This is a genomic window from Myxococcus sp. CA023, from assembly GCF_010998615.1.
Taxonomy (GTDB): domain Bacteria; phylum Myxococcota; class Myxococcia; order Myxococcales; family Myxococcaceae; genus Myxococcus.
In genome coordinates this window covers 36,600-59,285 of the sequence record NZ_JAAEAH010000020.1, presented here as the reverse complement: position 1 = coordinate 59,285, position 22,686 = coordinate 36,600, and the positions used below count along the sequence as shown (strand labels likewise).

At 69.0% G+C, this 22,686-nt stretch carries 22 protein-coding genes and 1 riboswitch; of the genes, 12 read left to right on the top strand and 10 right to left on the bottom strand.

The features are described 5' to 3' along the window. Positions 1 to 72 precede the first annotated feature (72 nt). The gene (locus F8M74_RS11250) at positions 73 to 1,086 is read right to left on the bottom strand and encodes an NAD(P)-dependent alcohol dehydrogenase (RefSeq protein ID WP_141256206.1); all 1,014 of its coding nucleotides are present in this window, start codon (positions 1,084 to 1,086) and stop codon (positions 73 to 75) included. A 60-nt stretch (positions 1,087 to 1,146) separates the two neighbouring features. On the opposite strand from F8M74_RS11250, the gene F8M74_RS11245 reads away from it, so the two are divergent. Beyond that, positions 1,147 to 2,145 carry a cytochrome c family protein gene (locus F8M74_RS11245; protein ID WP_216619806.1) on the top strand — a complete coding sequence of 333 codons (999 nt, stop codon included), beginning with the start codon at positions 1,147 to 1,149 and terminating at the stop codon, positions 2,143 to 2,145. After that, positions 2,142 to 3,668: a hypothetical protein gene (locus F8M74_RS11240; protein WP_141256208.1), complete on the top strand. Its 1,527-nt coding sequence runs from the start codon at positions 2,142 to 2,144 to the stop codon at positions 3,666 to 3,668. The genes F8M74_RS11245 and F8M74_RS11240 overlap by 4 nt, the downstream gene beginning before the upstream one ends. A gap of 78 nt (positions 3,669 to 3,746) precedes the next feature. On the opposite strand, the gene F8M74_RS11235 is transcribed toward F8M74_RS11240, so the two are convergent. Continuing rightward, positions 3,747 to 4,373, bottom strand: coding sequence for a hypothetical protein (locus tag F8M74_RS11235; RefSeq protein WP_141256209.1), 627 nt, complete (start codon positions 4,371 to 4,373; stop codon positions 3,747 to 3,749). A 71-nt stretch (positions 4,374 to 4,444) separates the two neighbouring features. After that, positions 4,445 to 4,921, bottom strand: coding sequence for a putative toxin-antitoxin system toxin component, PIN family (locus F8M74_RS11230; RefSeq protein ID WP_228559735.1), 477 nt, complete (start codon positions 4,919 to 4,921; stop codon positions 4,445 to 4,447). Positions 4,922 to 5,003: 82 nt separating this feature from the next. Here F8M74_RS11230 and F8M74_RS11225 point away from each other — a divergent pair, with 82 nt between their 5' ends. After that, entirely contained in the window at positions 5,004 to 6,260 is a 1,257-nt protein-coding gene (locus F8M74_RS11225) for a DEAD/DEAH box helicase (RefSeq protein ID WP_141256211.1), read from the top strand. An 18-nt stretch (positions 6,261 to 6,278) separates the two neighbouring features. Here F8M74_RS11225 and F8M74_RS11220 read toward each other — a convergent pair whose 3' ends face one another. The 4 genes from F8M74_RS11220 to F8M74_RS11205 all read right to left on the bottom strand — a co-directional run bounded on the left by F8M74_RS11220 (position 6,279) and on the right by F8M74_RS11205 (position 10,307). Next, entirely contained in the window at positions 6,279 to 7,160 is an 882-nt protein-coding gene (locus tag F8M74_RS11220; protein WP_141256212.1) for an alpha-ketoglutarate-dependent dioxygenase AlkB, read from the bottom strand. A gap of 96 nt (positions 7,161 to 7,256) precedes the next feature. Further along, positions 7,257 to 8,900, bottom strand: coding sequence for a penicillin-insensitive murein endopeptidase (locus tag F8M74_RS11215; protein ID WP_228559733.1), 1,644 nt, complete (start codon positions 8,898 to 8,900; stop codon positions 7,257 to 7,259). A 260-nt stretch (positions 8,901 to 9,160) separates the two neighbouring features. Next, entirely contained in the window at positions 9,161 to 9,880 is a 720-nt protein-coding gene (gene deoD / locus F8M74_RS11210; RefSeq protein WP_090489703.1) for a purine-nucleoside phosphorylase, read from the bottom strand. 13 nt (positions 9,881 to 9,893) lie between these two features. Continuing rightward, the gene (locus F8M74_RS11205) at positions 9,894 to 10,307 is read right to left on the bottom strand and encodes an energy transducer TonB (protein WP_228559731.1); all 414 of its coding nucleotides are present in this window, start codon (positions 10,305 to 10,307) and stop codon (positions 9,894 to 9,896) included. A gap of 149 nt (positions 10,308 to 10,456) precedes the next feature. On the opposite strand from F8M74_RS11205, the gene F8M74_RS11200 reads away from it, so the two are divergent. Beyond that, positions 10,457 to 11,833: a cytochrome P450 gene (locus F8M74_RS11200; RefSeq protein WP_141256215.1), complete on the top strand. Its 1,377-nt coding sequence runs from the start codon at positions 10,457 to 10,459 to the stop codon at positions 11,831 to 11,833. Between the two features lie 3 nt (positions 11,834 to 11,836). On the opposite strand, the gene F8M74_RS11195 is transcribed toward F8M74_RS11200, so the two are convergent. Continuing rightward, entirely contained in the window at positions 11,837 to 12,055 is a 219-nt protein-coding gene (locus tag F8M74_RS11195; protein ID WP_141341598.1) for a hypothetical protein, read from the bottom strand. A gap of 93 nt (positions 12,056 to 12,148) precedes the next feature. Between F8M74_RS11195 and F8M74_RS11190 the strand changes: the two genes are divergently transcribed. Further along, positions 12,149 to 13,060, top strand: coding sequence for a hypothetical protein (locus F8M74_RS11190; protein ID WP_141256217.1), 912 nt, complete (start codon positions 12,149 to 12,151; stop codon positions 13,058 to 13,060). A gap of 186 nt (positions 13,061 to 13,246) precedes the next feature. Here F8M74_RS11190 and F8M74_RS11185 read toward each other — a convergent pair whose 3' ends face one another. Beyond that, positions 13,247 to 13,870, bottom strand: a complete 624-nt coding sequence (locus tag F8M74_RS11185) for a hypothetical protein (protein ID WP_228559729.1) — start codon at positions 13,868 to 13,870, stop codon at positions 13,247 to 13,249. Between the two features lie 373 nt (positions 13,871 to 14,243). After that, positions 14,244 to 14,307: riboswitch (guanidine-III (ykkC-III) riboswitch) on the top strand. A gap of 15 nt (positions 14,308 to 14,322) precedes the next feature. Between F8M74_RS11185 and sugE the strand changes: the two genes are divergently transcribed. From sugE to F8M74_RS11160, 5 genes are all read left to right on the top strand, one after another. After that, the gene (gene sugE, locus F8M74_RS11180) at positions 14,323 to 14,652 is read left to right on the top strand and encodes a quaternary ammonium compound efflux SMR transporter SugE (protein WP_141256219.1); all 330 of its coding nucleotides are present in this window, start codon (positions 14,323 to 14,325) and stop codon (positions 14,650 to 14,652) included. 307 nt (positions 14,653 to 14,959) lie between these two features. After that, a complete protein-coding gene (locus tag F8M74_RS11175; RefSeq protein WP_141256220.1) occupies positions 14,960 to 16,390 on the top strand; it encodes an NAD(P)/FAD-dependent oxidoreductase in 1,431 nt (476 codons plus the stop codon). 213 nt (positions 16,391 to 16,603) lie between these two features. Further along, positions 16,604 to 17,314, top strand: a complete 711-nt coding sequence (locus tag F8M74_RS11170; protein WP_141256221.1) for an abortive infection system antitoxin AbiGi family protein — start codon at positions 16,604 to 16,606, stop codon at positions 17,312 to 17,314. Between the two features lie 60 nt (positions 17,315 to 17,374). After that, entirely contained in the window at positions 17,375 to 17,815 is a 441-nt protein-coding gene (locus F8M74_RS11165) for a hypothetical protein (RefSeq protein WP_141256222.1), read from the top strand. Then, positions 17,784 to 18,284 carry a MerR family transcriptional regulator gene (locus F8M74_RS11160; protein ID WP_228559727.1) on the top strand — a complete coding sequence of 167 codons (501 nt, stop codon included), beginning with the start codon at positions 17,784 to 17,786 and terminating at the stop codon, positions 18,282 to 18,284. Before F8M74_RS11165 ends, F8M74_RS11160 begins: the two co-directional genes overlap by 32 nt. A 542-nt stretch (positions 18,285 to 18,826) precedes the next feature. On the opposite strand, the gene asnS is transcribed toward F8M74_RS11160, so the two are convergent. Beyond that, entirely contained in the window at positions 18,827 to 20,227 is a 1,401-nt protein-coding gene (gene asnS, locus F8M74_RS11150) for an asparagine--tRNA ligase (RefSeq protein WP_141256223.1), read from the bottom strand. Positions 20,228 to 20,511: 284 nt separating this feature from the next. Between asnS and F8M74_RS11145 the strand changes: the two genes are divergently transcribed. Continuing rightward, complete coding sequence (locus F8M74_RS11145; RefSeq protein ID WP_141256224.1) at positions 20,512 to 21,540, top strand: kinetoplast-associated protein; 1,029 nt, start codon at positions 20,512 to 20,514, stop codon at positions 21,538 to 21,540. Positions 21,541 to 21,660: 120 nt separating this feature from the next. Then, a complete protein-coding gene (locus tag F8M74_RS11140) occupies positions 21,661 to 22,686 on the top strand; it encodes a methyltransferase (protein WP_141256225.1) in 1,026 nt (341 codons plus the stop codon).

The window sequence follows — 22,686 nt, the reverse complement described above, 5'->3', positions numbered from 1 at the left end:
TCAGGGCTCCCGGAGCGAACTCCGGGGCCCGACTTCGATGACCTCTGCGCACGTCTGGCTGTGGGGACTGTCTCACCCCACCCGGACGACCACCTTCCCGAAGTGCGCCCCACTCTTGAGGTGCTCGAAAGCAGCGCGTGCCTCGGAGAACTCGAAGACGCGGTCCACCACCGGGCGAACGGTGTGCAACGCGAAGGCCCGGTTGAGCGCGTCGAAGCTCTGCCGGTGGCCCACGAAGATGCCCTGCACCCGCAGGTTCTGCATGAGGATGGGCGTCAGCGGCACCGCCCCCGCACCACCGCTGAGCACGCCAATCACAGACACCGTGCCGCCGGGCCGGACCGCGCGCAGCGACTTCTCGAAGGTCCCTGCCCCACCCACTTCCACCACGTGGTCCACGCCCACGCCGCCCGTCAGCGCGCGCGCCGCCTTGTCCCAGTCCGGCGTCGTCCCGTAGTTGATGCCTTCATGCGCGCCGAGCGTCCGGGCCCGCGCCAGCTTGGCGTCACTGCTGGAGGTGATGATGATTCGCGCGCCCAGCAGCCTGGCAATCTGCAACGCGAAGATGGACACGCCACCAGTGCCCTGAAGCAAGACGGTGTCTCCCGCCTTGAGCGCCCCATGGGTGACCAGCGCGCTCCACGCCGTCACGGCCGCGCACGGCAGCGTCGCAGCCTCTTCATCGGAGAGATAGGCGGGCGTGGGCACCGCGCCGTCCTCGTGCAGCAGCACCGTGTCCGCGAGGGCACCGTCCAACGGTCCGCCCAGCGTGCTCACCTGCGCCGCCCGCGTGGGCTCTCCGGCGCTCCAGGCCTGGGAAAAGAGGCTCATCACCCGGTCACCGGGCTTCACCCGCGTCACACCCGGGCCTACCGCATCCACTACGCCCGCCGCGTCCGAGTTGGGAATGAGTGGCAGCTTCTGCCGGGGGTTGTAACGCCCCTCCACCATCATCAAGTCGCGCGAGTTGAGGCTCGTGGCCTTCACTCGCACCCGCACCTGCATGGGGCCGGGCGTCAGGTCCGGCCGCTCGACCTGAACCAGCTTGTCCAACCCGAACCCCGCTTGGATTTCATAGGCTTTCATGGGTGAGGCGTTGTACCGCGCATCTCCCAATCACGCCTACAGTGCGGGGCCACCGTGTCCATGCTCGTCCTTTTCACGTGTTCGCTGCTGGCCACAGCCCCCACGCCGCGTTTTCCCAAGGGCACCGCGCGCATGGACGTGGGACCCGCGCCGCATGGCCTTCCGGACTGGTATGTCCAGCGCTGCGCGGAATGCCACGCCGTCCAGGTGGACTCCTGGCGACACAGCGGGCACGCCACGGCCCGCACGGATGACGTCTTCCAGGTCGCGTTGACCGAGGACCGGCCCGGCTGGTGCGTGCAGTGTCACGCGCCGCTCGCCCGGAACCTGGAGCGGGGCCCGCTTCCCAAGGACAGTCCTCCCGAGGAACACGGTGTCACCTGCGCCGGCTGCCATGCACCCACGGGCAACGAAGGACAGGCGCCTGGAATGCCCTGTGCGGGCTGTCACCAGTTCGGCTTCCCCGTGCTGACGAGCGCGGGCCAGCGGGTGCGGCTGTCCCCCACGCAGCTTCAACAGGACACAGTGGGAGAGTGGCGCCGCTGGCAGACCCAGAGCGGCGACACGCGCCATTGCACGTCCTGCCACATGCCCCAGGGGGACCACGGCTTCGGCGGCACGCGGCGCACCGAGTCCCTCAAGGCCGCCCTTCGGGTGGAACAGGCGGGCGCATCACTCCGCGTCTCCACACGCGAGGTGGGCCATGCCTTCCCCTCGGGTGACGTCATGCGCTGGGTGAGTGTGGAAGTCTCCGAGAGCCCCCTCTTCGAAACGTCCCGCACCGTGGCCACGTTCGGCCGCAGCCTGGAGGTCCGGGAGTGGCCCCACGAGCCCCTGCCCCACCTGGGCGCGGTGGAGGACACGCGCTTGCTGCCCGGAGAGACACGCCAGGTGCCGCTCCCCAAGGGGGCCCGCTACGCGCGCGTCGTCTACCACCTCGTGTCCCGCGAGCAGGAAGACTCCGGGCTCTACCCGCCGGGCCTGTCCCAGCTCGTGCTCTGGGCCGAGCCCCTTCAACCTTTTCCGCCGTCACACACCCCGAAGGAACGCACGCCATGATTCTCCTGTCGCTCCTCCTCGCCGCGACACCGCCCGTCATGCTCGAACCCAATGCGGGCTCGGCGAACCGGCTGCATCCCCGTCGTGTGACGGCCTCCTCCTTCCTGGAGAACGGCTGGAACAAGCACGCCCAGAACTATCTGCCGCTCTACATCGCGGATGACGACCCGGCCACCGCCTGGGTGGAAGGCGCCAAGGGCCGCGGCGAGGGCGAGGCCATTGAATGGTGGGGACCGGAGCTGTCGCGCGCGAAGACGTACCGCCTGTTCCTTCGCAATGGCTTCCAGAAGTCCGAAAAGCTCTTCCGCGCCAACGCCCGGCCTCGCAAGGTGAAGCTGGAGCCGCTGGTCCAGGGAGAGACGGGCCCCCAAGCGACGGGCACGGCGCTGGAGATGGAGCTGAAGGACGTCCTCGGCTGGCAGGAAGTCCGCCTGCCCGTCCCGAACAAGGTCCACGGCGTGCGGCTCACGCTCGTCTCCACTTATCCCGGGACGTCCTACGACGACACCTGCCTCAGTGACTTCCGCGTGTATGTGGAGGGGGAAGACCCCTACAAGCCGGAGGCCGAGGCAGCGGCCTTCGAGCAGGTCCGCGCCTTCGCGCTCGAGCGGAAGCAGGCCGCCGCCCGCAGCGGTAGCGCCTCCAAGATGGAGTGGGCGCCCCGCTACGAGGTGGAGAAGCTGCTCACGCTGGAGCGCTCCTACGAGGAGGGTGAGCCTCCTCGGGGAAACACCTACGCCGTCGGACTGTTCTCCACGGTTCCGGTGAAGGACAGCTACAAGTCGGCGCTGGACCGCGCGAAGAAGGTGGCCGAGCTCTTCGACCGCGCGAGCCTCGACTACGAGGGCCAGGACTCCGAGGCGCGCGCGAAGTGGACCCGCGTCAAGCCGGCGCAGCTCAAGGCCCAGACGACCTCGGCGCGCACGGCCCTGTCCGCCATGGAGAGCGACGGCATCGTGCGCATCGCGGGGCTGCTCCACCTGGGAGACGCGTCCTTCTTCGAGGCGGATGCCAGCCAGGCGCAGATGCTGGCGAGCATCGAGAAGCTGGACAAGAAGGAGGCCCAGCAGACCAAGGCCTGCATCAGCAAGTGCGAGAAGCGCCGCGCGGGAACCAGCGAGGACAGCTACGACTGCTCCTGCGCGGACGAGTGCACGGGCTGCGGCGACCCCAACCTCCCCGCGGCGGAGAAGCTCAAGCACCAGGTCACTGGCGGCGACTTCCTCCTGGGCTCACTCGCCCGCCCCACGGCATTCCTGCGTGGCAAGTCCGAGCTCTCCGGGAGCCGTGAGTCCTGGTACGCCTTCCGCCAGACGCTCGTCGCCTACGCGGGCGAGAAGGCAGATGTCGTTCTCACGAACGACCACACGGACATCATGATGGAGGGCACCGTCTCCCTGCGCATCCATGTCATCGACTGGGGCGAGACGAACGGCAAGGCGAGCCCGACGGCCATCACCAGCTTCCTCGTCTCCGAGACCCGGGTCCAGGTGCTGCGCTACCGCCCGGCGCCTCGGGCCTGAGCCACCTCGGCGTATCGACGCACGCGGCGGGCCCGGAACTTCTGTCCGGGTCCGCCGTGAGCGCATCAGCCCCCGTGCTCAGGGCTGCTTCTGGAGTTGCACCGTCAGCGACGTCATGCCGCCAGAAGCACCGAACGTGACGGTGCCCGCGGCGAAGTGCTGCTCGGTGAAGCGTGTGCCCAGGACTTCGGTGATGGTGTCGTCGGACGCCAAGTCCTCGTCCCAAAGGCGAAAGGCCCACTGCTCCGCCATCAACTGGCTCGCTCGCGCCGTACACCCGCCCGTGGTCCACGCTGGCGTGTAGCTCTGCACCACGTCCGAGATGAACACGGACGAGCCTCCCGGGCAGGCCATCTCGACGAACACGTCCGGCGGAGAGCTGTCGGCGTCCCACGCCGAGCCATTGTTGGTGGTGGCAATCTGGGCGGAGACGGGCTGGACGCGCCAGACACCGTCCGGGTCCACGCCGCAGGTCTGGTCCGCCTTGCACACCTGCGCGGTGCCACACGTCCGACACGTGGCTCCGGCCTTGCCGCACGCGGAGGTCGACGTTCCCGTCTGACAGACATTGTTGAAGCAGCAGCCCGCGCAGTTCGAGGCATCACACTGCACCTTCTGCGGCGTGCCGTCAGGGTTGTCGTCGTCGCCACCACAGCCAACGAAGGTGGACAGGGCCAGCGCCACGACCATCGCAATCCGGAACATGTTCTCTCGCTTGGGAATCGAGTGAATGTGCAGCTCGACGCGAAAGATGTTCCGGAGCGGGCGGCGTGTATCTACCCCCTGGGTGGTAGGCGGGCCACGGCCTGCCGAGGCGTGAGGATGGCGAAAGACAGGCCCGCACGGTCCGCCATGGACAGCACCCGCTTGTCCTTGCTCACCAGCCACGCCGCTCCGGCTCGCGAGGCCAGGCTCAGGAACTTCTGGTCGTCCCGGTCCCGGCAGCGGGGCAACGACGGCGTGGGCACGGACTCGGCGGACGGCGCCATGTGGACCTGGGCCCGGTAGCGCTCGAACGCAGCGGTCCGCTGGGGCGCCCCCAGGCCGGGTTGAAAGTTGCGCGAGGCCAGCACGTAGCCCAGCTCCGCCAACGTGTCCGCATCCGTCCAGGCCGTCAGCGTCCCCGCCGCAAGGGCCTCGGCCAGCGGGCGTGTGTAGGGGTCATCGAACACGAAAAGGTCCAGGACCACGTTGGTATCCAGGACCACCGGCAGCGGTGTGAAGGGCATCAGGTGTTCCAATCCGGCCATCATGCCCTCCTGGCAAGCGGGAATCACGGCGCCTGCCCCGCGAGCCCCTTTCCCACGAAGCCTCGCGACGTGGTACCCCGGAGCCGTGAGCGACTCCTTCGAACAACTGGGCCTCTCGCGGGAGACGCTGGGCGCCCTGCGCCGCGCGCGTTTCACGCAACCCACCCCCATCCAGCAGCAGGCCATCCCTCCAGCACTCGACGGCAGGGATGTCATCGGTTGCGCGGCCACCGGCACGGGCAAGACGGCCGCGTATGTCCTCCCCCTGGTGGAACGGCTCGCGGGCAAGAAGGGCACGCTCGCGCTGGTGCTGGCCCCCACGCGAGAGTTGGTCCAGCAAATCGCGGAGCCGGTGCGCTTCTTCGCGGAGCCCCGCCGCCTCACGCATGCCACCGTCATTGGCGGTGAGGACATGGGCGCGCAGGTCAACGCCCTGAAGACGCTGCCCTCCTTCGTCATCGCCACGCCCGGGCGGCTGGTGGACCTGATGGAGAACACCGCCATCCGCTTCCCGCACCTGGAAGCGCTCGTGCTGGATGAAGCGGACCGGATGCTCGACATGGGCTTCCTGCCGCAACTCGAACGCATCGTCGCCCACCTGCCTCGCCGCCGGCAGACGCTGCTGTTCTCCGCGACGCTCGGGCCCGACGTCACCCGCTTCGCCAAGAGCCGGCTGTACAAGCCCGTGCGCCTGGAGGTCACCCGCAGCGGCACGCCCGCCGAGCGCGCCGAGCAACGGCTGTACTTCCTCCGTCCCGAGGAGAAGACGCCGCTGCTGCTCACCCTGCTGGCCCAGGACTCGGCGACGGCGCTGGTGTTCACCCGGGCGAAGGAGCGCGTGGACAAGGTCCAGCGGGCGCTCCAGCGCGCGGGGCACCGGACCGCGGTGCTGCACGCGGACCGCACGCAAAACCAGCGCAAGCAGGCCATGGAGGGGTTCCGGAACGGCACCTACCGCTGCCTCGTGGCCACCGACATCGCGGCGCGCGGGCTGGACGTGGAGGACGTGGGCCACGTCATCAACTACGACCTGCCCCATGCGCCCGAGGACTACGTGCACCGCATCGGCCGCACGGCCCGGGCCGCCGCCAGCGGTGTCGCCTCGACCTTCGCCACCACGCGCGAGGGACAGGTCATCACGCGCATCGAGCAGCTGATGCGTTCGGAGATTCCCCGCGTCCAGGTGCCACGCGAGGACCCCGTCTTCAAGGAGGCGTGGGAGGCCTTCCTCGCCGCGCAGAAGGACCCGGGCCCTCCGCAGAAGGACCACGGGCAGTCGAAGCGCACGCCGGACCAGGCACCGGGACGGCACGCCCGCTCGCACGGAAAGCGCCGCGCGTAGGCGCGGGGCGGCCTTGCGTCAGGCCGGCGTGCCCGGCGCCTCGCGCGCGAGGGCATCGCGGAAGAAGGCGCTGCCCTGGGCGAGCTGCGCCATGTAGGGCCGCACGTCCTCGCGCGCCTCGGGAGAGAGCGCGGCGAACGGAATGACGTGTTCGTCCGGCACGTAGCGGAACGTCAGGTTGATGCGGCGGGTGCGGAAGTCCGGCAGCTCCGGGGCTAGCGTCTTGCCCGTGCGCGTGTCCACCCGCTGCACGCGGTGGAACGTCTGGTCCTTCCAGCGCGCGCCGCCGAAGAGCTGGAGCGAGCCGTCATCCAGCCACTGCTCCAGCACCACCGCGTCACGTTCGCCTGGGCGGGAGGAAGTGACGAACTGGATGAGGGCACGCTCACCGAAGGACAGCGAGGCCACGGGGCCCGGCTCGAAGTCCTTGTGCTCGCCCACTCGGGCGGTGTCCACCCAGCGCCCTTCCTCCAACCGGCTACCGTAGAAGTTCACCAGGCAGGTGTTGAGGTGCCAGCGGGGAGGCATGTCCGGCCCGCGGTACATCCGCCGCGCCAGCTCCTCGATTTTCGTCACCTGGCGCTGGAGCACCGCCGGAAAGGGCTCGGCCTGGACGCACCGGTTCAGGATGCCCTTGGGCGGGTGGTAGTAGTCGAGGCACGCGAACTGCCAGTTGCCGAGCCAGTACACCGGCCGCAGCAGCCGCCGCTGGGACTGCCCCGGTGGCGGGGGGAAGTGCTTGGAGTAGCGCTCTTCCCACAGCGGGTGGAGCGTCGCGAGCCAGCTCAGGGCCTCCGCGCGGTCGGCGGCGGACATGAAACTCGCGTTGTAGTGGTGGCCGGGGGAGCGCTGACGGGCCTTGTGGGCCAGCGAGCGGCCCTTGTGCGGTGAAAACGCCATGGACGGCCCGTGCCTACCACACTCCGGAACGAACGAGCCCCGTGTCACCACATGGGAGACACGGGGCCCAAGCCTGCATGGCCGGTGGAGGACAGGTCAGCGGCCGTGAGTGATGCCCGCGGCGCCCTCGCCCTTCTCGCGCGTCGGTACGACGGTGGGCTTCACCGCCGGGGCCGGGCTGGACGCAGCGGCCTGCTCCGCCGGAGCCGCCTTGGCTGAAGCGGGCTGCGCCACCGCGGTATCCGTGGCGGAAGGCGTCGTCGCCGAGGCACCTTCCGCCGCCGCGGGAATCACCATCGACGCCACGTTGACGGCGTTCGCGGGCTTCACCGGCGAAGCCACATTGACGGACGTCCCTCCAGCGGGCTTCACCGCAGCCACGTCCAGAGCCCCACCGGCCGCAGGCTTCACCGCAGCCGCATCCACGGAGTTCCCCACAGCCGACGTTACCACCGGAGCCGACTCCCCAGCGGGAGCGGAGGACAACACGGTCGAAGCCGCCTCGACGGAGGCCGCGCCCACCGCGGGAACGACGGTGGCCGCCTCCTGCGCCACAGCCCCCTCAGTCCGAACACAACCATTCTCCGCCTTCGCCACGGGAGCGGCGGCAACCATCGCCGGCGCCACCACATTCGGCGGCAGGCGCCGGGTGGGCAGCACGAGCGGCGGCGGCACCGGACAGTGCGTACAGGGCCCGCGCAGGGGCACGGACAGCCGGTTCCCCGCGCGCAGGAAGTTGTTCCGCATCCGGTTGGCCTTCTTGATCATCGCCACCGACGACCCGTACTTGAGCGCGATGCCGCCCAGCGTGTCACCGTTCCGGATGCGGTGCGTCGTCACATTGTGCTCCGGCTGGAGCGCCAGGAACGGCTGCACCCGACGACCCAGCTCCTGCGCACGCGGATTGTGGAAGCGGATGTGGAAGTGGTCGCGGTGGCCGCGGGCGTGCCGGACGACGCCCGTGGGGCCGTCATTGAAAATCGAGTCCAACCACGCCTTGTTCTCGCCCGCGCGCACGGCGTGGTCGTAGATGACCTTCCGCACGCGACGGTCGACGAGAATCATCTGCACGTCCGTCTTCACGAGCACCGAGCGGATGAACTCCCAGTTCATGGCCACGTCGATGACGTGCTCGCGCGCGCGGGTCCGGATGGGGTCCACTGTCGGGTAGTAGAAGCCCACGTCCACGTCACGGCCGTTCTGGTGGCTCTTGTGAGGGCGCATGTGGCCGCCCTCCTTGTGGCTCATCCCATTGACCCGCAGCGGAGGCGCATTCGGGAAGCGGGCGCGCACGTCGCGGATGGCGTCGGCCAGGTAGTTGACGGTCTCCTCGGTGGCCCAGGCGCCCGCGGGAGTGACCACGATCCAGTCGTCCCCCTGGGGGAACTGCTTGGCGTTCACCAGCCGGCCGCTGTGCGCGAAGCCCACTGCCATGGAGCCCAGCGAGGCAATCTCGTCCTTCCACCGCCGCGCCAGCTCCTCATCGGAGATGTCAGCCGTGTAGAGCGGCCCTGTCGAAGCGGCGCCCGCGGCCACGGCGTCCGGCGTCTCCTTCTCGCCGTCGTCGCCCTCGCCCTCGGCCAGCTCCTCCTCCTCGGACTCCAGGTCCTCCGCGCTCAACGCGCAGTCATCCGCGGTGGACGTGGGCGCGGAAGCAGCCTCCGCCACCGGGGCCACCGACTCGGTGGCGGAAGCGGACGCCAGCGGAGGAGCCTCTGGTAGCGGCTCGGCGGCGGCCACGGGGACGGAGTCCTGGGCACGCACGGCGGCGGCCGGCGCAGTGCCAGCATGGGGGGAGATACGCGCGGCACAGCCGGCGCAAACGAGGAGGAGCCAGATTGGGTAACGCACCGGGCCGGAGGATGGCCCGGAATCCCGCTGGGCACAAAGCACCGTCCGGGAAATCTGGCCGCCCCCGGCGCTGGAAAGCGCTCCGAGAGCGGCCCTCTCGTACCTTCAGAGCGGACAGGCCCCCTGCCCGCCTGCCCACCAACAAGGCGCTACGGCGTGGGTTCGGCGTGTGCGACGTCCAGGGCGAGCTCAATCATCTCGTCGAACGTCGTCTGCCGCTCCTGCGGCGTGAGCTTCTCCCCGGTGATGATGTGGTCCGACACCGTGAGCAACCCCAGCGCGCGGGCGCCCGACTCCGCGGCCACGCCGTAGAGGCCGGCGACCTCCATCTCGACGGCCAGGACACCCATCCGCGCCAGGGTGGCGTTGAGCTGCTCCTGCGGGTGGTAGAAGAGGTCGGAGGTGAAGACGGGGCCGGCGCGCACAGGCTTGTTGCGCCGCTCCGCCGCCTCCACGGCCCGGCGCGCGAGCGTGAAGTCCGCCACCGCGGCGAAGTCATGCCCCATCAGCCGCATCCGATTCACGTTGGAGTCCGTGCCGGCCCCCGTCGCGACGATGACCTCCCGGACCTTCACGTCGGTGCTCAGCGCGCCGCAGCTGCCCACGCGGATGAGCACGCGCACCCCATACGTCTTGATGAGCTCGGTGGCGTAGATGGAGATGGAGGGAACGCCCATGCCGTGCCCCATCACCGACACGCGCCGGCCCCGGAAGGTCCCGGTAAAGCCGAGCATGTTGCGCACGGAGGTGACCTCGCGGGCACCTTCCAGGAAGCGGTCGGAGATGTAACGAGCTCGGAGCGGGTCGCCGGGCATGAGGACCACGTCAGCGAAGTCACCGGGGGCAGCGGAGATATGAGGAGTCGCCATGGGCGCACCATAGCTACGGCGACGCCACCCAGGCCACGTGGAAGTGGGCGTCCAGCGTGGCGCCGGGGAAGTTCGCCGGCAGCGGCGGGAAGGGCGCCGCCTTCTTCACGGCCGACAGCGCGGCGGCATCCCACGTCTTCGAGCCGGACTCCGTGGACACGTCTGCGGAGAGGAGCTTGCCGTCCCGGCCAATCACGGCCCGGACCACCGTCTTCTTCCCCAAACCGGGCGTGCCCTTGGCACCGGGTTGCCGCCACTTCCCCGCGACGCGCGAGTAGACCTTCTGCTGGTAGTCAGCGCTGGTCAGGTCCTGCTGGAAGAAGGCCTGGAGTTGCGGACTGCCCGCGGCGGCCAGGGCCATGGGCGACAGGGCCAGGACGAGCACGGCGGCGAGCGCCAGGCGACCATTTCGGAACAGGGTTTCCAAGAGTGTTCCCTCGTCAAGAAAAGGCCAATGGTAGTCCGCCAGCGTGCGCCCTCCAACGGGCCGGAGCCGGGCCCGGATGCGCTCGCCGCCGGGGATGAACACCCCATGCCCAGCATGTGGCTTCGTTGCCAGGAAGGGAGCTCGCGGCCATGTCCATCCATCCAGCGGGTGCGTCGACCGCCGCGCCCCTTCCGCCCACGTCACCAGGAGCCCCGCTGATCGGACATCTACATGCCCTGAGAAAGGACCCGCTCCACTTCCTGCAAACCCAGGTGCGGGAATACGGCGACGTGGTGCGCCTCCCCATGGGGCCCGCCTGCCTCGTCCTGGTGGCTCACCCGGATGGCGTGCGCCACGTCCTTCAAGATCATGCGCGCAACTACAGCAAACAGTCACGCGGGTTCATGGTGCTTCGAGAACTGCTGGGCCACGGCCTGCTCACCAGCGAGGGTGACCATTGGCTGCGGCAGCGCCGGCTCGCGCAACCCGCTTTCCATCGCCAACGGGTCGCGGGCTTCGCGAGGACCATGGTGGACGCGACTGCGGACCTCGCCGCCTCGCTGGAGGCCCGCGCCGACACGGGCGCCGCGTTCAACGTGGCCGAGGACTTCACCCGCCTGACGCTTCGCATCGCCAGCACGACGCTGTTCGGCGCCGATGTCAGCAGCGCCGCGCATGACATCGCGACGGTGCTGAGCCGGATGCAAGTGTTTGTCTACAAGCGGCTCACACAACCCGTGCCGCTTCCCTTGCGCCTTCCGCTTCTCGCCCATCGGCAATTCGAGCGGGACGTCGGCAGCCTCAACCGCGTGGTGCACGGCATCATCACGAAGCGACGACGCGAGAGCGGTGAGCACCACGACCTGCTGCAGATGATGATGGAGGCACACGACGATGACACGGGCGAGCGGATGAGCGACACGCAGCTCCGCGACGAGGTCCTGACCCTGCTGATCGCCGGCCATGAAACGACGGCGAGCGCGCTGGCATGGACCATCATGCTGTTGTCCCAGCACCCGAGCGTGCGCAGGGACATGGAGTCGGAGCTCGCACGTGAGCTGGGAGGTCGCAACCCCACGCACGAGGACCTGCCCCGGCTGGAACTCACCCGCCGCGTGGTGGACGAATCCATGCGGCTCTATCCACCGGCATGGACCCTCTCTCGAACCGCCACCGAGGAGGACCTCGTGGGCGGATTCCGGATTCCCAAAGGCGCCCATATGTTGATCGCCCCCTGGGTGACGCATCGCCACCCGAGATTCTGGGACAATCCAGAAGGCTTCGACCCGGATCGCTTCCTTCCCGAACGGGAGCAGGCGCGTCCACGCTTCGCCTGGTTCCCTTTCGGCGGTGGGCCACGTCAGTGCATCGGCAACCAGTTCGCGCTGATGGAGTTGGTGTTGGTGCTGGCCACCCTGCTCCAACGCGTCCGGCTGAACCTGACGCCGGGCCAGGTCATCCATCCCACGCCCGCCATCACCCTGCGCCCCAGGCCCGGCGTCTGGGTCACGGCCTCGCGGCCCTGATGACTACTGGTTGCAGCAGACGCGGTAGGAGCCCAGATATGGCGGCCCGTCCGTGATGAGGCAGCGGTTGCTGATGGACAGCACGCCGCCGCGCTCCGAACAGAACTGCGGCGCGAAGTGGAGCGCCATCTCACAGGCCTCCTCCGACGAGACGTAGGACTCCGGCCCCTGGACGTAGCCACACGTCGACAGCGCCGACTCCTGCGCCTCCGGCTCAGGCATGTCCTCGGGAGCGGCACCGCCGCACCCCAGGAGGCGGGGCACGCCCAGATTGGCGAAGCCCAAGCCGCGCGGCCGTTGAGGTATAGCGGCCGCATGACGTCCTCTCCTCCCCCGCCCCCGGGCGCGGTCGCCTTCGTGGACCGCTGGCGCGAGCTGTTCGATGCCTGTGACTGGTCCGGCCTGCGGGCGCACGAGCATCCCGACTTTCCCGAGGCCGGCCCTCCCCGCCAGAACGACAGCTTCATCCGCGGACTCGGCAAGAACGGCTTTCGAGTCACGAGCGCGACGCTGAAGCCCTTCGTGCAGCCACGGTGGTCCATCTTCCGCACGCAGCGCCTGCACCCGCAACCGACATACTGGTGTGACCTGGTGTTGAAGAACGCGAAGGGCCACGAGACCGAAGCTTTCATCGCCCTGGCTCCGTGGGAGGGCACCGAGGGTGCCTTCCGCGCCTCGTACTACGTCGAGATTCCCCCGAAGAAGAAGGTCGCCCCGTTGGACTTGAGCAAGGAGCGCCAGCGCGTCGCGAAGTTCCTCGCCAAGGCGGTGAAGGACTTCGCCCGGGTCCAGGACGCACGGCCGCTCCAGCGACTGGAGCTCCAGTACTCCACCGACAACGGGACGCTGAACGTGAGCTTCGACCTCGACCCGGCGGCCGAGCCGGGACGTGGCGACGCGATGACCCATTTCGGCTTCGCGGAGCTCCTCGTCCCGCGCTGGGCCGACGTGAAGGAGCACAGGCCGTCCCTGGTAGGCCTCGATGGTGCGAAGCTCGCGGCCCGCGAGGATGGGACCTGGGGCACGCCCGAGGCGCACGCGCAACTCGAGGAGCACTTAGGGAAGATGCTCGTCGCGACGCTGCTCGAGATGCGGGACAGCGGCCAGTTCGAGGCCCTGCGCGCCTCGGCCACCGCGGAGCTGGGTGTCGAGGAGTACGAAGGCCACTTCGGCTGGCCTGACTACGAGGAGCGCGGGCGCGAGAACAGGATTGCGTCGTCCCCGTAGCGCCGCGCGTGGAGGCACGGCTCGGAGGCCCCCGCCCTCTGGACGATGGAGGGAGACTCCACGCCGCTGGTCCGTGGCCCGGAGCGCCCCGGCTACCGCGAAGCGGGGGGCGATGACGTGGCCCCGCAGCGGCCTCGGATGGCGCGCGGGTCGGGCGCGGAGGCCGCGGAGGCGCCGCCGCACGCCTCAGCGCGTGCCGGTCGCCGCGTGGCCGCCCACACCCCAGAAGAACAGGTCGATCTTGTCCTGCCCCGCATCGTGGCGCGCCATATATTTGAGGTTGGCATCGAGCTGGACGGCGAAATAGCGGTCGCCGGGTTGCGCAAACCAGGGGCGGAGCTCCGTCAGCCGGCCCGTCGTCCCGCCCCAGCTGTAGGTGCCGTTGGCGCGGATGGTCAGGCTGTTCATGGCGGCGCCTTGCGTATAGTTGCGATAGATGCGGCTGCCGTCGGCGCTGTACCAGATGCCGCCCGGCACCCACAAATTCCAGCGCCCCACCATGCCGGCCGGGACCTTGCCCTGCGGCTGGACGACCTCCGGATTGTCCATCGCCCGGGGATCGACCTGCTGGGTGGTGGTGGGGCTGGACCCGAGGCCCGGCTGGGACTGGCCAGGCCCGCCCTTGCGCGGCGCGGGCGGCGTCGGGGCGGGCGATTGCTCCTGCGGGCGCGGCTGGGCCTGCGACTGCTGTTGCGGCGTTTGCGACCATTGCTCGGTCTTTGTCGGCTGCGACCACTGCCCCGTCTGCGCGGTCGCCGGAGCGCAGGCCAATGCGACAAGCGACGCTGCCAGCACCGACTTTCCAGACATGTTCGACCTCATCCATTCCATCGTGTGTCCAGCATTGTGGCAAGGTAAGGCCATGGGTTCGCCGGGCGCGTCGCGAGCCGCGCCTTTGACGCCGCCCGCAGGCGGGCCATGGCCGCAGAATCCTAAACGCGAACACGCCCCAGGAGGCGCACGCGGTGCGCCTGGTGGACTCGGCCAACGGTATGTGCGGGGCGTTGGAACTGAGCATCGGGTCCATCGGCAATGCGCAATTCGACCCGCGACTGCTACGCGCTTTCGCGCGCAACGCCGCCAAGCTACCTGCCTGCCCAGCATCCAGCCTGTCGACGCATAAGCTACTGCGGTGGACAAAACGGCCTCGCTGGGCTAGTACGCCGGCCGCACCAGCTGCACTCAGTTCAGAGTGCAGCCCTGCCCGGACGAGATGCGCCGTACCCGGTTACGTAAGACGACGCCCTTGTCAGGGGTGCGTCATGTCGTGGCTTCTTGTTCTCGTTGCTGGGTTGCTGGAGACGTGCTGGGCTGTGGGCCTCAAGTATACGCAGGGCTTCACCCGGCCTTGGCCCAGTCTCTTTGTTGCCGTCACGTTGATTAGCAGCCTGGCGCTGCTGTCCATCGCGATGCGCACGCTGCCGGCCGGGACTGCGTACGCGGTTTGGGTTGGAATTGGGGCCTTGGGCGCCGCGCTTGTTGGCATCGTGCTCTTCCGTGAGCCGGCCACACTGGGGCGCTTCTTCTTCCTAGGACTCATGGTCGCCTCTATCGTCGGCCTGAAGTTCACCAGCGGCGGGGACGCGCACTAGGGGCTGTCTGTCCGAGCGCGCAGTGAGCTCGGGCAGCCGCGCCTCGGCGGTGGCTCGCCGAGCCAGGTCTTGGCCTTCCGCGAGAGTGCGCCCCCAGGGTGCCTCTCACGGGGCCTCTCAGGCGAGCGGCAATCTTGGCTTCGTGCCCAGCGCGTGCGCGCCGGGCGGTCGCTGTACGAGCGCGCGCAGTACGTGTCGAGCCTTGGCGACGACGCGCACCGCGCCTATCGGCTGAGCCTCATCAACGCCATGGTGGCGCACCACGGGTACTCGTCCGCGTGCGCCGGCCAGGTGAAGGAGATATCCCATGGATCCCATCACGCCTCCGCTCGCCCCCGGCCAGAAGCACGTCGTCGTGCTGGGGGCGGGCTTCGCCGGACTCACGGCCGCCAAGGCGCTCGCGCGCCACTCGGCGCTGTACGTGACGGTCCTCGACCAGCGCAACCACCACCTCTTCCAGCCGCTGCTCTACCAGGTGGCTACTAGCGGACTGAGCCCCGCGGACATCGCAGTGCCCATCCGCTCGCAGTTCGCACGGAAGCCCAACGTGTCGGTGCACTTGGGCCGCGTCACGTGGGTGAACCTCAAGGAACGCTGGGTGGGCGGCGAGGGCGACGTGCGGCTGCGCTACGACTACCTCGTCATCGCGTGCGGCGCGCAGCACAGCTACTTCGGCAAATCGGAGTGGGAGGACTTCGCCCCGGGCCTCAAGACGCTGGAGCAGGCGACGGAGTTGCGCCGCCGCATCCTCAGCGCCTTCGAGCAGGCGGAGAACGAGCGCGACGCCGAGCGCCAGCGCGCGCTCCTGAGCTTCGTCGTCGTGGGCGCAGGCCCCACGGGCGTGGAACTGGCGGGCGCCATCGCGGACATCAGCCGCACGGTGCTGGTGCGCGATTTCCGCCGCATCACACCGTCCCGCGCGCGCGTCTTCCTCGTGGAGGCGGGCCCACGCATTCTGCCCTCCTTCAGTGAGAAGCTGGGTGTGCGTGCACACCGCGACCTTGCGGCCCTGGGCGTGGAAGTGCGCACGGAGGCACGCGTGACGGCGGTGGACGCCGAGGGTGTGACGCTCGGCTCCGAGCGCCTGGCCTCGCGCACGGTGGTGTGGGCTGCAGGTGTGCAGGCCGAGTGCCTCACACGCGGGCTCGGCGTGCCGCTGGACCGCGCGGGGCGCGTGCAGGTGGCGGCGGACCTCACGCTGCCCGGTCACCCGGAGGTCTTCGCCGCGGGTGACGTGGCCCACGTGGAACTGGGCGGAAATCTCGTGCCCGGTGTCGCGCCTGCGGCCATGCAGATGGGACGGGCCGTGGCGCGCAACATCCTCGCGGACCTGCGCGGCCGCCCCCGCACGCCCTTCCGCTACAAGGACAAGGGCGCGATGGCCACCATCGGTAAGCACCGGGCCATCGCTGAGACGGGCCGCGCCAAGCTGACGGGCTTCGTCGCGTGGGTGGCGTGGCTCTTCATCCACGTCTGGTACCTGGTGGGCTTCAAGAACCGCTTCGGCGTGTTCGTCACGTGGGTGTGGAGCTACCTGTTCAGCACGCGCGGCGCGCGGCTCATCACGGAGCGCGAGTGGCGGCTGAGCCCGCAGGTCGCGTCTGAGCGCGCGCCGCACGCGGGCAAGGTGACGGCGGACGCCCCCACGGCGCCCACCCGTGACGCGCGGCCGCCGGACGGGACGACGACGGCGACGCGCGGCACCGAGAGCAACCGCGCAGGGCCCTCATGGACCTGAGTGCCCCCAGAGCACAGGACCGATAGAAGCCCATTGTTCCGTCCGGCTGATTGCTCCTGCCTCCCAGGAGGCTTCCCTGCCTGGCAATCGGGAGCAACGCGTTGCGCCGGCAGCCCCTGTCCCCTCGAATACAAGACAGGCAGGCATGACGTGCCACGCGTCGTTCGAGTTGCATCCCTCCGCGCTGTCCGGGACATTGCCTGCGGAGTAGGGATGATGCTCGGCTACCAGACGAATCCACAGTGGCGAGACATGTCTGACTTCGTGGTTCACTTCACGAAGCCGGGACCACCCTATCGTGACGCCTACCAGAACATGATGAGCATCCTCGGCGCCCGGACGCTCATCCCCGGCGCCGAGGGCTTCGGCATCGCCCGCCGGGAGCCCGCCGTCGCCGAGCGCCACCGCTCCGTGTGCTTCAGCGAGATTCCCCTGGACCAGCTCGCCCGGCTCGTCCAGCGCCGCAGCCTGTATGGCATTGGCTTCAGCAAGAGCTACATCCTCTCCCAGGGCGGCGGCCCTGTCTGGTACGTCCAGTACGCCTCCCCCGCGCACCTCGCCCTGAAGCATCAGGTGGAGCGCGCGCTCGCAGCCCCTTCGCCCCAGCAAGAGCCCATCTGGTCCATGACGCCCTTCGTGGACATCCAGGGTGACCACCACAACGCGCCCTACAGCTACCGCTTCGACTGGGAGCGCGAGTGGCGCGTGCCGGGCCTGCTCCGCTTCACCGAGTACGACGTCGCCGCCCTCTTCCTTCCCGAGGAGCTCCACGACACCGCCCGCGAGTTCTTCACCTGGGCCGTGCGCGAGAAGGCGGGCCCCGGCTACTTCTGCCCCTGCCTGGACCCGCTGTGGAAGTCGAACCAGATCGCCGAGGCACTCGCGAAGCACGCCTCTGATTCCGTGCGCCTCAAGGCCGGATAGCGCCCTGGGAGACAAGGGCGCTTGACCCTGCACCTTGGTGCAGACCGTAACGTTCCGCGCATGAACCGGAACAAACCCACTCGCATCATCCAGGCCAGCGCCCTCTACGACCTCGTCGTCACCGCCCCCTTCGCCACGCCGTGGACGGCGGGCTGGCTCCTGGAAAAGCTGCACCACCTCCATGTCGCGCTCGGTCTGCCCGGAGCCACGCCGCCGGAGTTCGGCCCCATGCACCTCTTCTTCGTGAGCCTGATGGGCACCATCGTCACCGTGTGGTCCGTGCTGCGCCTGTGGAAGCCAGAGCCCACCCTGGGCGCAGCGGACACCGTGGGCCGCGCCGGTTTTTCGCTGTGGATGGGCGTGGCGTTCGCATCGGGCCAGACGGGCATCCTCGCGGTCATGCTCGCGCTGGAACTGACGTGGTTCTTCGTCCAGGGGGGTGCCATCCTCCAGTGGTGGAGGAACCACCATGCCCACACGCCCCGCGCCCAGACGGCCTGACGCCGCCCCCCTCCGCATCAGCGAGCTGGCCCGGGCCGCGGGCGTGGGCATTCCCACGCTCCGGTTCTACGAGCGGCGCAAGCTGCTGCCCCCGCCCCGCCGGACGCAGAGCGGCTACCGCAAGTACACCCCCGAGGACGTGACGCGCGTGCGCTTCATCCGGCGCTCGCAGGAGCTGGGCTTCACGCTGCGGGAGGTCGCCGCCTTCCTCGCGATGTCGGACGGGCGCATCCCCTCCCCCTCCGAGGTGGAGACCTTCGCGGCGGCGAAGCTCCAGGCCATCGACGCGCGCGTGAAGGACCTCCAGCGGATGAAACGCGCCATCCAGAAGCTGCTGGCGCAGGGAGGTTGCCCACCCGACACCGCATGCCCCGTCATTGCCTCACTGGGCGCCCTCCCTCCGGCGGCGTCCACGAGCCGACAACGGCCGGCACCGCGGGGGGTGCCAGGCACGTCAAGGAATGGTTAATCCTGCGAGCCGTGACGTGGCGTTGTTCGAGGGGGAGGGACCAGGTGGCGGGAAACGCTTTCCAAGGCTGTTTCTGGCGGGAGTCGCGGGGCTGATGGTGGCGTGTGGTGGCGACTCCGGAAGCCGTGGCATTCCCGACCCCGCCAGCGAGCCCCCTGACAACGGGACGCCTCCCGACGCAGGCCTGCCCTCCAACCGCACGGACGGAGGGACGACACCCGACGCGGGAACCGGCCCGTGCACTCCGGACGGGGGCGAGCCCGATGGCGGCCCATCGCCACAGACCAACCTCTGCGCGCTCACCGCGGGCGAGCCACGCTGGGTGCTCGAAGGCGAGCCCGTCTCCGCCACCGTGACATGCCCCGTGGGGCGGCCATGGCAACTTCCCCCACTGGCACACGCGCCAGGACTTCAACTCCTACGAGGAGGAAGTCGAGTACGTGCGCCAGTGGATTCGGACCCGCTGGGGCGCGTTGGAGAGCCAGCTGCCCTGAACGGGCGGGTGTCCCCTCCCTCGGTGGAGGGGACACTCGGACGGCGGTTTAGAACGCCGCGGAGCCCGGCACGCGCGGGTAGGGAATCGCGTCCCGGATGTTCTGCAGACCGCACATGTAGACGATGAGCCGCTCGAAGCCGAGCCCGAAGCCCGCGTGTGGCACGGTGCCGTAGCGCCGCAGGTCGCGGTACCACTGGTAGCTCTCCGGCTTCAGGCCGAACTTCTGGATGCGCTGGTCCAGCACGTCCAGGCGCTCCTCGCGCTGGCTGCCGCCGATGATTTCGCCAATGCCCGGGGCGAGCACGTCCATGGCGGCGACCGTCTTCCCGTCTTCATTGATGCGCATGTAGAAGGACTTGATGGCCTCCGGGTAGTTCATCACCACCACCGGCCGGCCCACGTGCTCCTCGGTGAGGTAGCGCTCGTGCTCCGTCTGGAGGTCCTTGCCCCACTCGGGTGCGTACTCGAACTTCTTCTTGGCCTTCTTCAGGATTTCGACGGCTTCGGTGTAGTCGATGCGCTCGAAGCTGGAGTTGATGAACTTCTCCATGCGCTCGGTGACGCCCTTCTGCACCCGCTCCTCGAAGAACTTCAGGTCCGGCGCACAGTCATTGAGCACCGCCTTGAAGACATACTTGAGGAAGCGCTCGGCCAGGTTCGCGTCCTCGTTGAGGTCCGCGAAGGCAATCTCCGGCTCGATCATCCAGAACTCGGCCAGGTGCCGCGTGGTGTTGGAGTTCTCCGCCCGGAACGTGGGGCCGAACGTGTACACCTTGGACATGGCCAGGGCGTAGGCTTCCACGTTGAGCTGGCCAGAGACGGTCAGGTACGCCTCCTTGCCGAAGAAGTCCTTGTGCCAGTCAATCTTCCCGTCCGGCGTGCGCGGCGGATTCACCGCGTCCAGCGTGGAGACGCGGAACATCTGCCCGGCGCCCTCCGCGTCGCTCGCGGTGATGATGGGCGTGTTGACCCAGAAGAAGCCCTCCTCGTCGAAGAAGCGGTGGACGGCCTGGGCCGCGCGGTGGCGCACGCGCGTGACGGCGCTGAACGTGTTGGTGCGCACGCGCAGGTGGGCCACGTCGCGCAGGAACTCCAGCGTGTGCTGCTTGGGCTGGATGGGGTACGTGTCCGGATCGTCCACGAAGCCCAGCACCTGGACTTCGTCCGCCTGGACTTCGTAGGCCTGCCCCTTGCCCTGGGACTTCACCAGCGTGCCCCGGCTGATGACCGAGCAGCCCGCGGTGAGGTGCAGGATTTCCTTCTCGTAGTTGGGCAGCGAATTCGGAGCGACGACCTGGATGGGGTCGAACGTCGACCCGTCGCTGACGTTGACGAAGCTGATGCCCGCCTTGGAGTCGCGGCGCGTGCGCACCCAGCCGCGGACCTCCACCTTCGTCCCCTCCTCCACCCCTCCCGCGAGGGCCTTCTTCACACTGACGACCTGCATTGACGCTCTCCCTTGAGCCGTTTCGGGGACTGCGAGTTAGCCGGGCCCCGGCCCCGAGGACAAGGGCGCTGTGGCCCCAAGCATCGCAACCCGGGCCGCCCGGCGGCGCTTCTGGGGGCTCCAAGCACCCCGCCGGGCCGCCTGAAACCCGGCCAACCGTGTCAGACCCTCCAGGTACCTTTCTCCCATGGTCGCCCGAAAAGGGGACCAGCGATTCCACGAAACCCTCACGTCCCTCGCGGGCCTCACGGCCTGCCCTGGCCGTGCCCTACCTGGAGAGTCACATGGCTACTCGCAAGACGTCCAAGCGCAACGTCGTCGCCCGCAACCGCTCCACCGAGGCCACCAAGGCCGCCTTCGAGGAGCTCGCTCGCAAGGCACGCAACAAGCCCATCGTCTCCACCAAGGAGCAGGACGCGCAGGATGCCCACGCGAAAAACGTCCTCGCGGACGTGTCCGGCCTCACCGCCGAATCCGCCGTGAAGAAAGTCACGGAGGCGGGCCTCACCATCAACAAGACGCTGGCCGGCATCAACGAGCAGGTCATCTCGCTGGTGGAGGAATTGAAGCAGCTCGACGAAGCCATCCAGCTCAAGACGGAGGAGCTGAACGGGCTGCACGGCAAGGACGTGGCCGCCAGCGCCATCGACGTGCTCGTGGCCGAGTACGACAAGAAGAAGGCCGAGCTGGAAGCGGAGATGGAGCGGCTCCAGAAGGACATCGAGGACACCCGGACGAAGGCCGCCGCGGACCAGTCCGCCGAGCGGCAGGCCTCCGAGGTCGCCCGCAAGCGCGCCGAGGAGGAGTACGCCTATGACACCCAGCTCCAGCGCAAGAAGGAGCAGGATGCCTTCGCCGAGTCGCTGCGCCAGCAGGCCGCCACCGAGCGCGACCGCAAGGAGAAGCTGGAGAAGGACTGGGCCACCCGCGAGGACGCCCTGAAGCAGCGTGAGAAGGAGCTGGAGGACCTGCGCAAGCAGGTGGCGGACTTCCCGCTGGTGCTCAAGAAGGAGACGGACACCGCCGCGGCCATCACCGGCAACCGGGTGAAGTCCGAGTGGGAGCTGAAGCTCACGCTCGCCACCAAGGACGCGGAGACGGCGCAGCGCGTCGCCGCCATGGAGATTTCCTCGCTCAAGGAGACCGCCACCAAGCAGGCCCAGGCGCTCCAGATGCTTCAGACGGAGCTGGCCGAGGCCAAGCGCCAGGTCCAGGCCATCGCCGAGAAGGCGCTCGAGTCCGCGTCCGGCGCCCGCGCGCTGGCCGAGGTCCAGGGCGTCATCGCCAGCCGCGACTACAGCAAGGGCAAGTAGCCCGGCGCGGTGGGCTCCCGGCGCCGCGCCCTGTCGTGGCGCCGCCGGGGAGTCTCGACTCACAGCTTATTGCCTCAATCCCTGGTGATGACAGGGTTTGAGCGCTGTTAGACTCCAAGCATGGACAAGACCCCCGGCGGGACTCCGTTTCCCACGCAGCTGCTCTATGAGCGAATCGGCGGCTATTGGCTCACCCAGGTCATTGGCACGGCGGCCCGTCTGGGAATCGCGGACCTGCTCTCCAAGGGCCCGCGGAGCAGTGACGCGCTGGCGAACGAGCTCGGCATCAGCGCGGACGGCCTGTACCGGCTGCTGCGAGGCGGCATCTCCGCGGGCATCTTCCAGGAGGTCGGTGAGCGGACCTTTGCCCTGACGCCCATGGGCGAAGGGCTCCGCTCGGACATCCCCGGCTCGCTGCGGGACGTGGCCATCTCGCAGAGTGACCGCGCCCACTGGCTGCCCTGGGGCCAGCTCATCGAGGCCGTTCGCACCGGGAAGTCCACCGTCCGCGAGACCCTGGGGACGGACATCTGGGAGCACTTCGCCAGGCACCCCGAAGAGGCGACGCACTTCGCCCGGTCCATGGGCAACCTGTCAGCCCTGGTGGCCCACGAGCTGACGCAACAGGTCGACTTCTCCTCCTTCGCCCATGTGGCGGACATCGGCGGCAGCCAGGGAGCGCTGCTGGCGCGGGTGCTGTGCGCCAACCCCTCCTGCCGGGGCATTCTTTTCGACCTGCCGCACGTGCTCGAAGGCGCGAAGGCCCCGCTGGAGGCCCAGGGCCTCCATGGACGGGTGGAGCTGGTGGGCGGCAGCTTCTTCGAGCCAGGCCTCCCCTCCGCCGAGGCCTACCTGCTCAAGCACATCCTTCACGACTGGGACGAGGAGTCCGCCACCGCCATCCTGCGGAACATCCATGCCGCGGCGCCCGCGGGAGCCCGGCTCTTCGTGCTGGAGCAGGTGATGCCCGACAACCAGACGTCCTCTCCCGTGCCCCTGATGGACCTCAACATGATGGTGCTGGCGGACGGACGGGAGCGCACGGCCAACGAATTCCAGGCACTGCTGACCCGGACCTCCTGGGAGCTGGTGGGCATCCGCCCCACCCAGGCCGGCACGTGCATCATCGAAGCCGTGAAGCGCTGA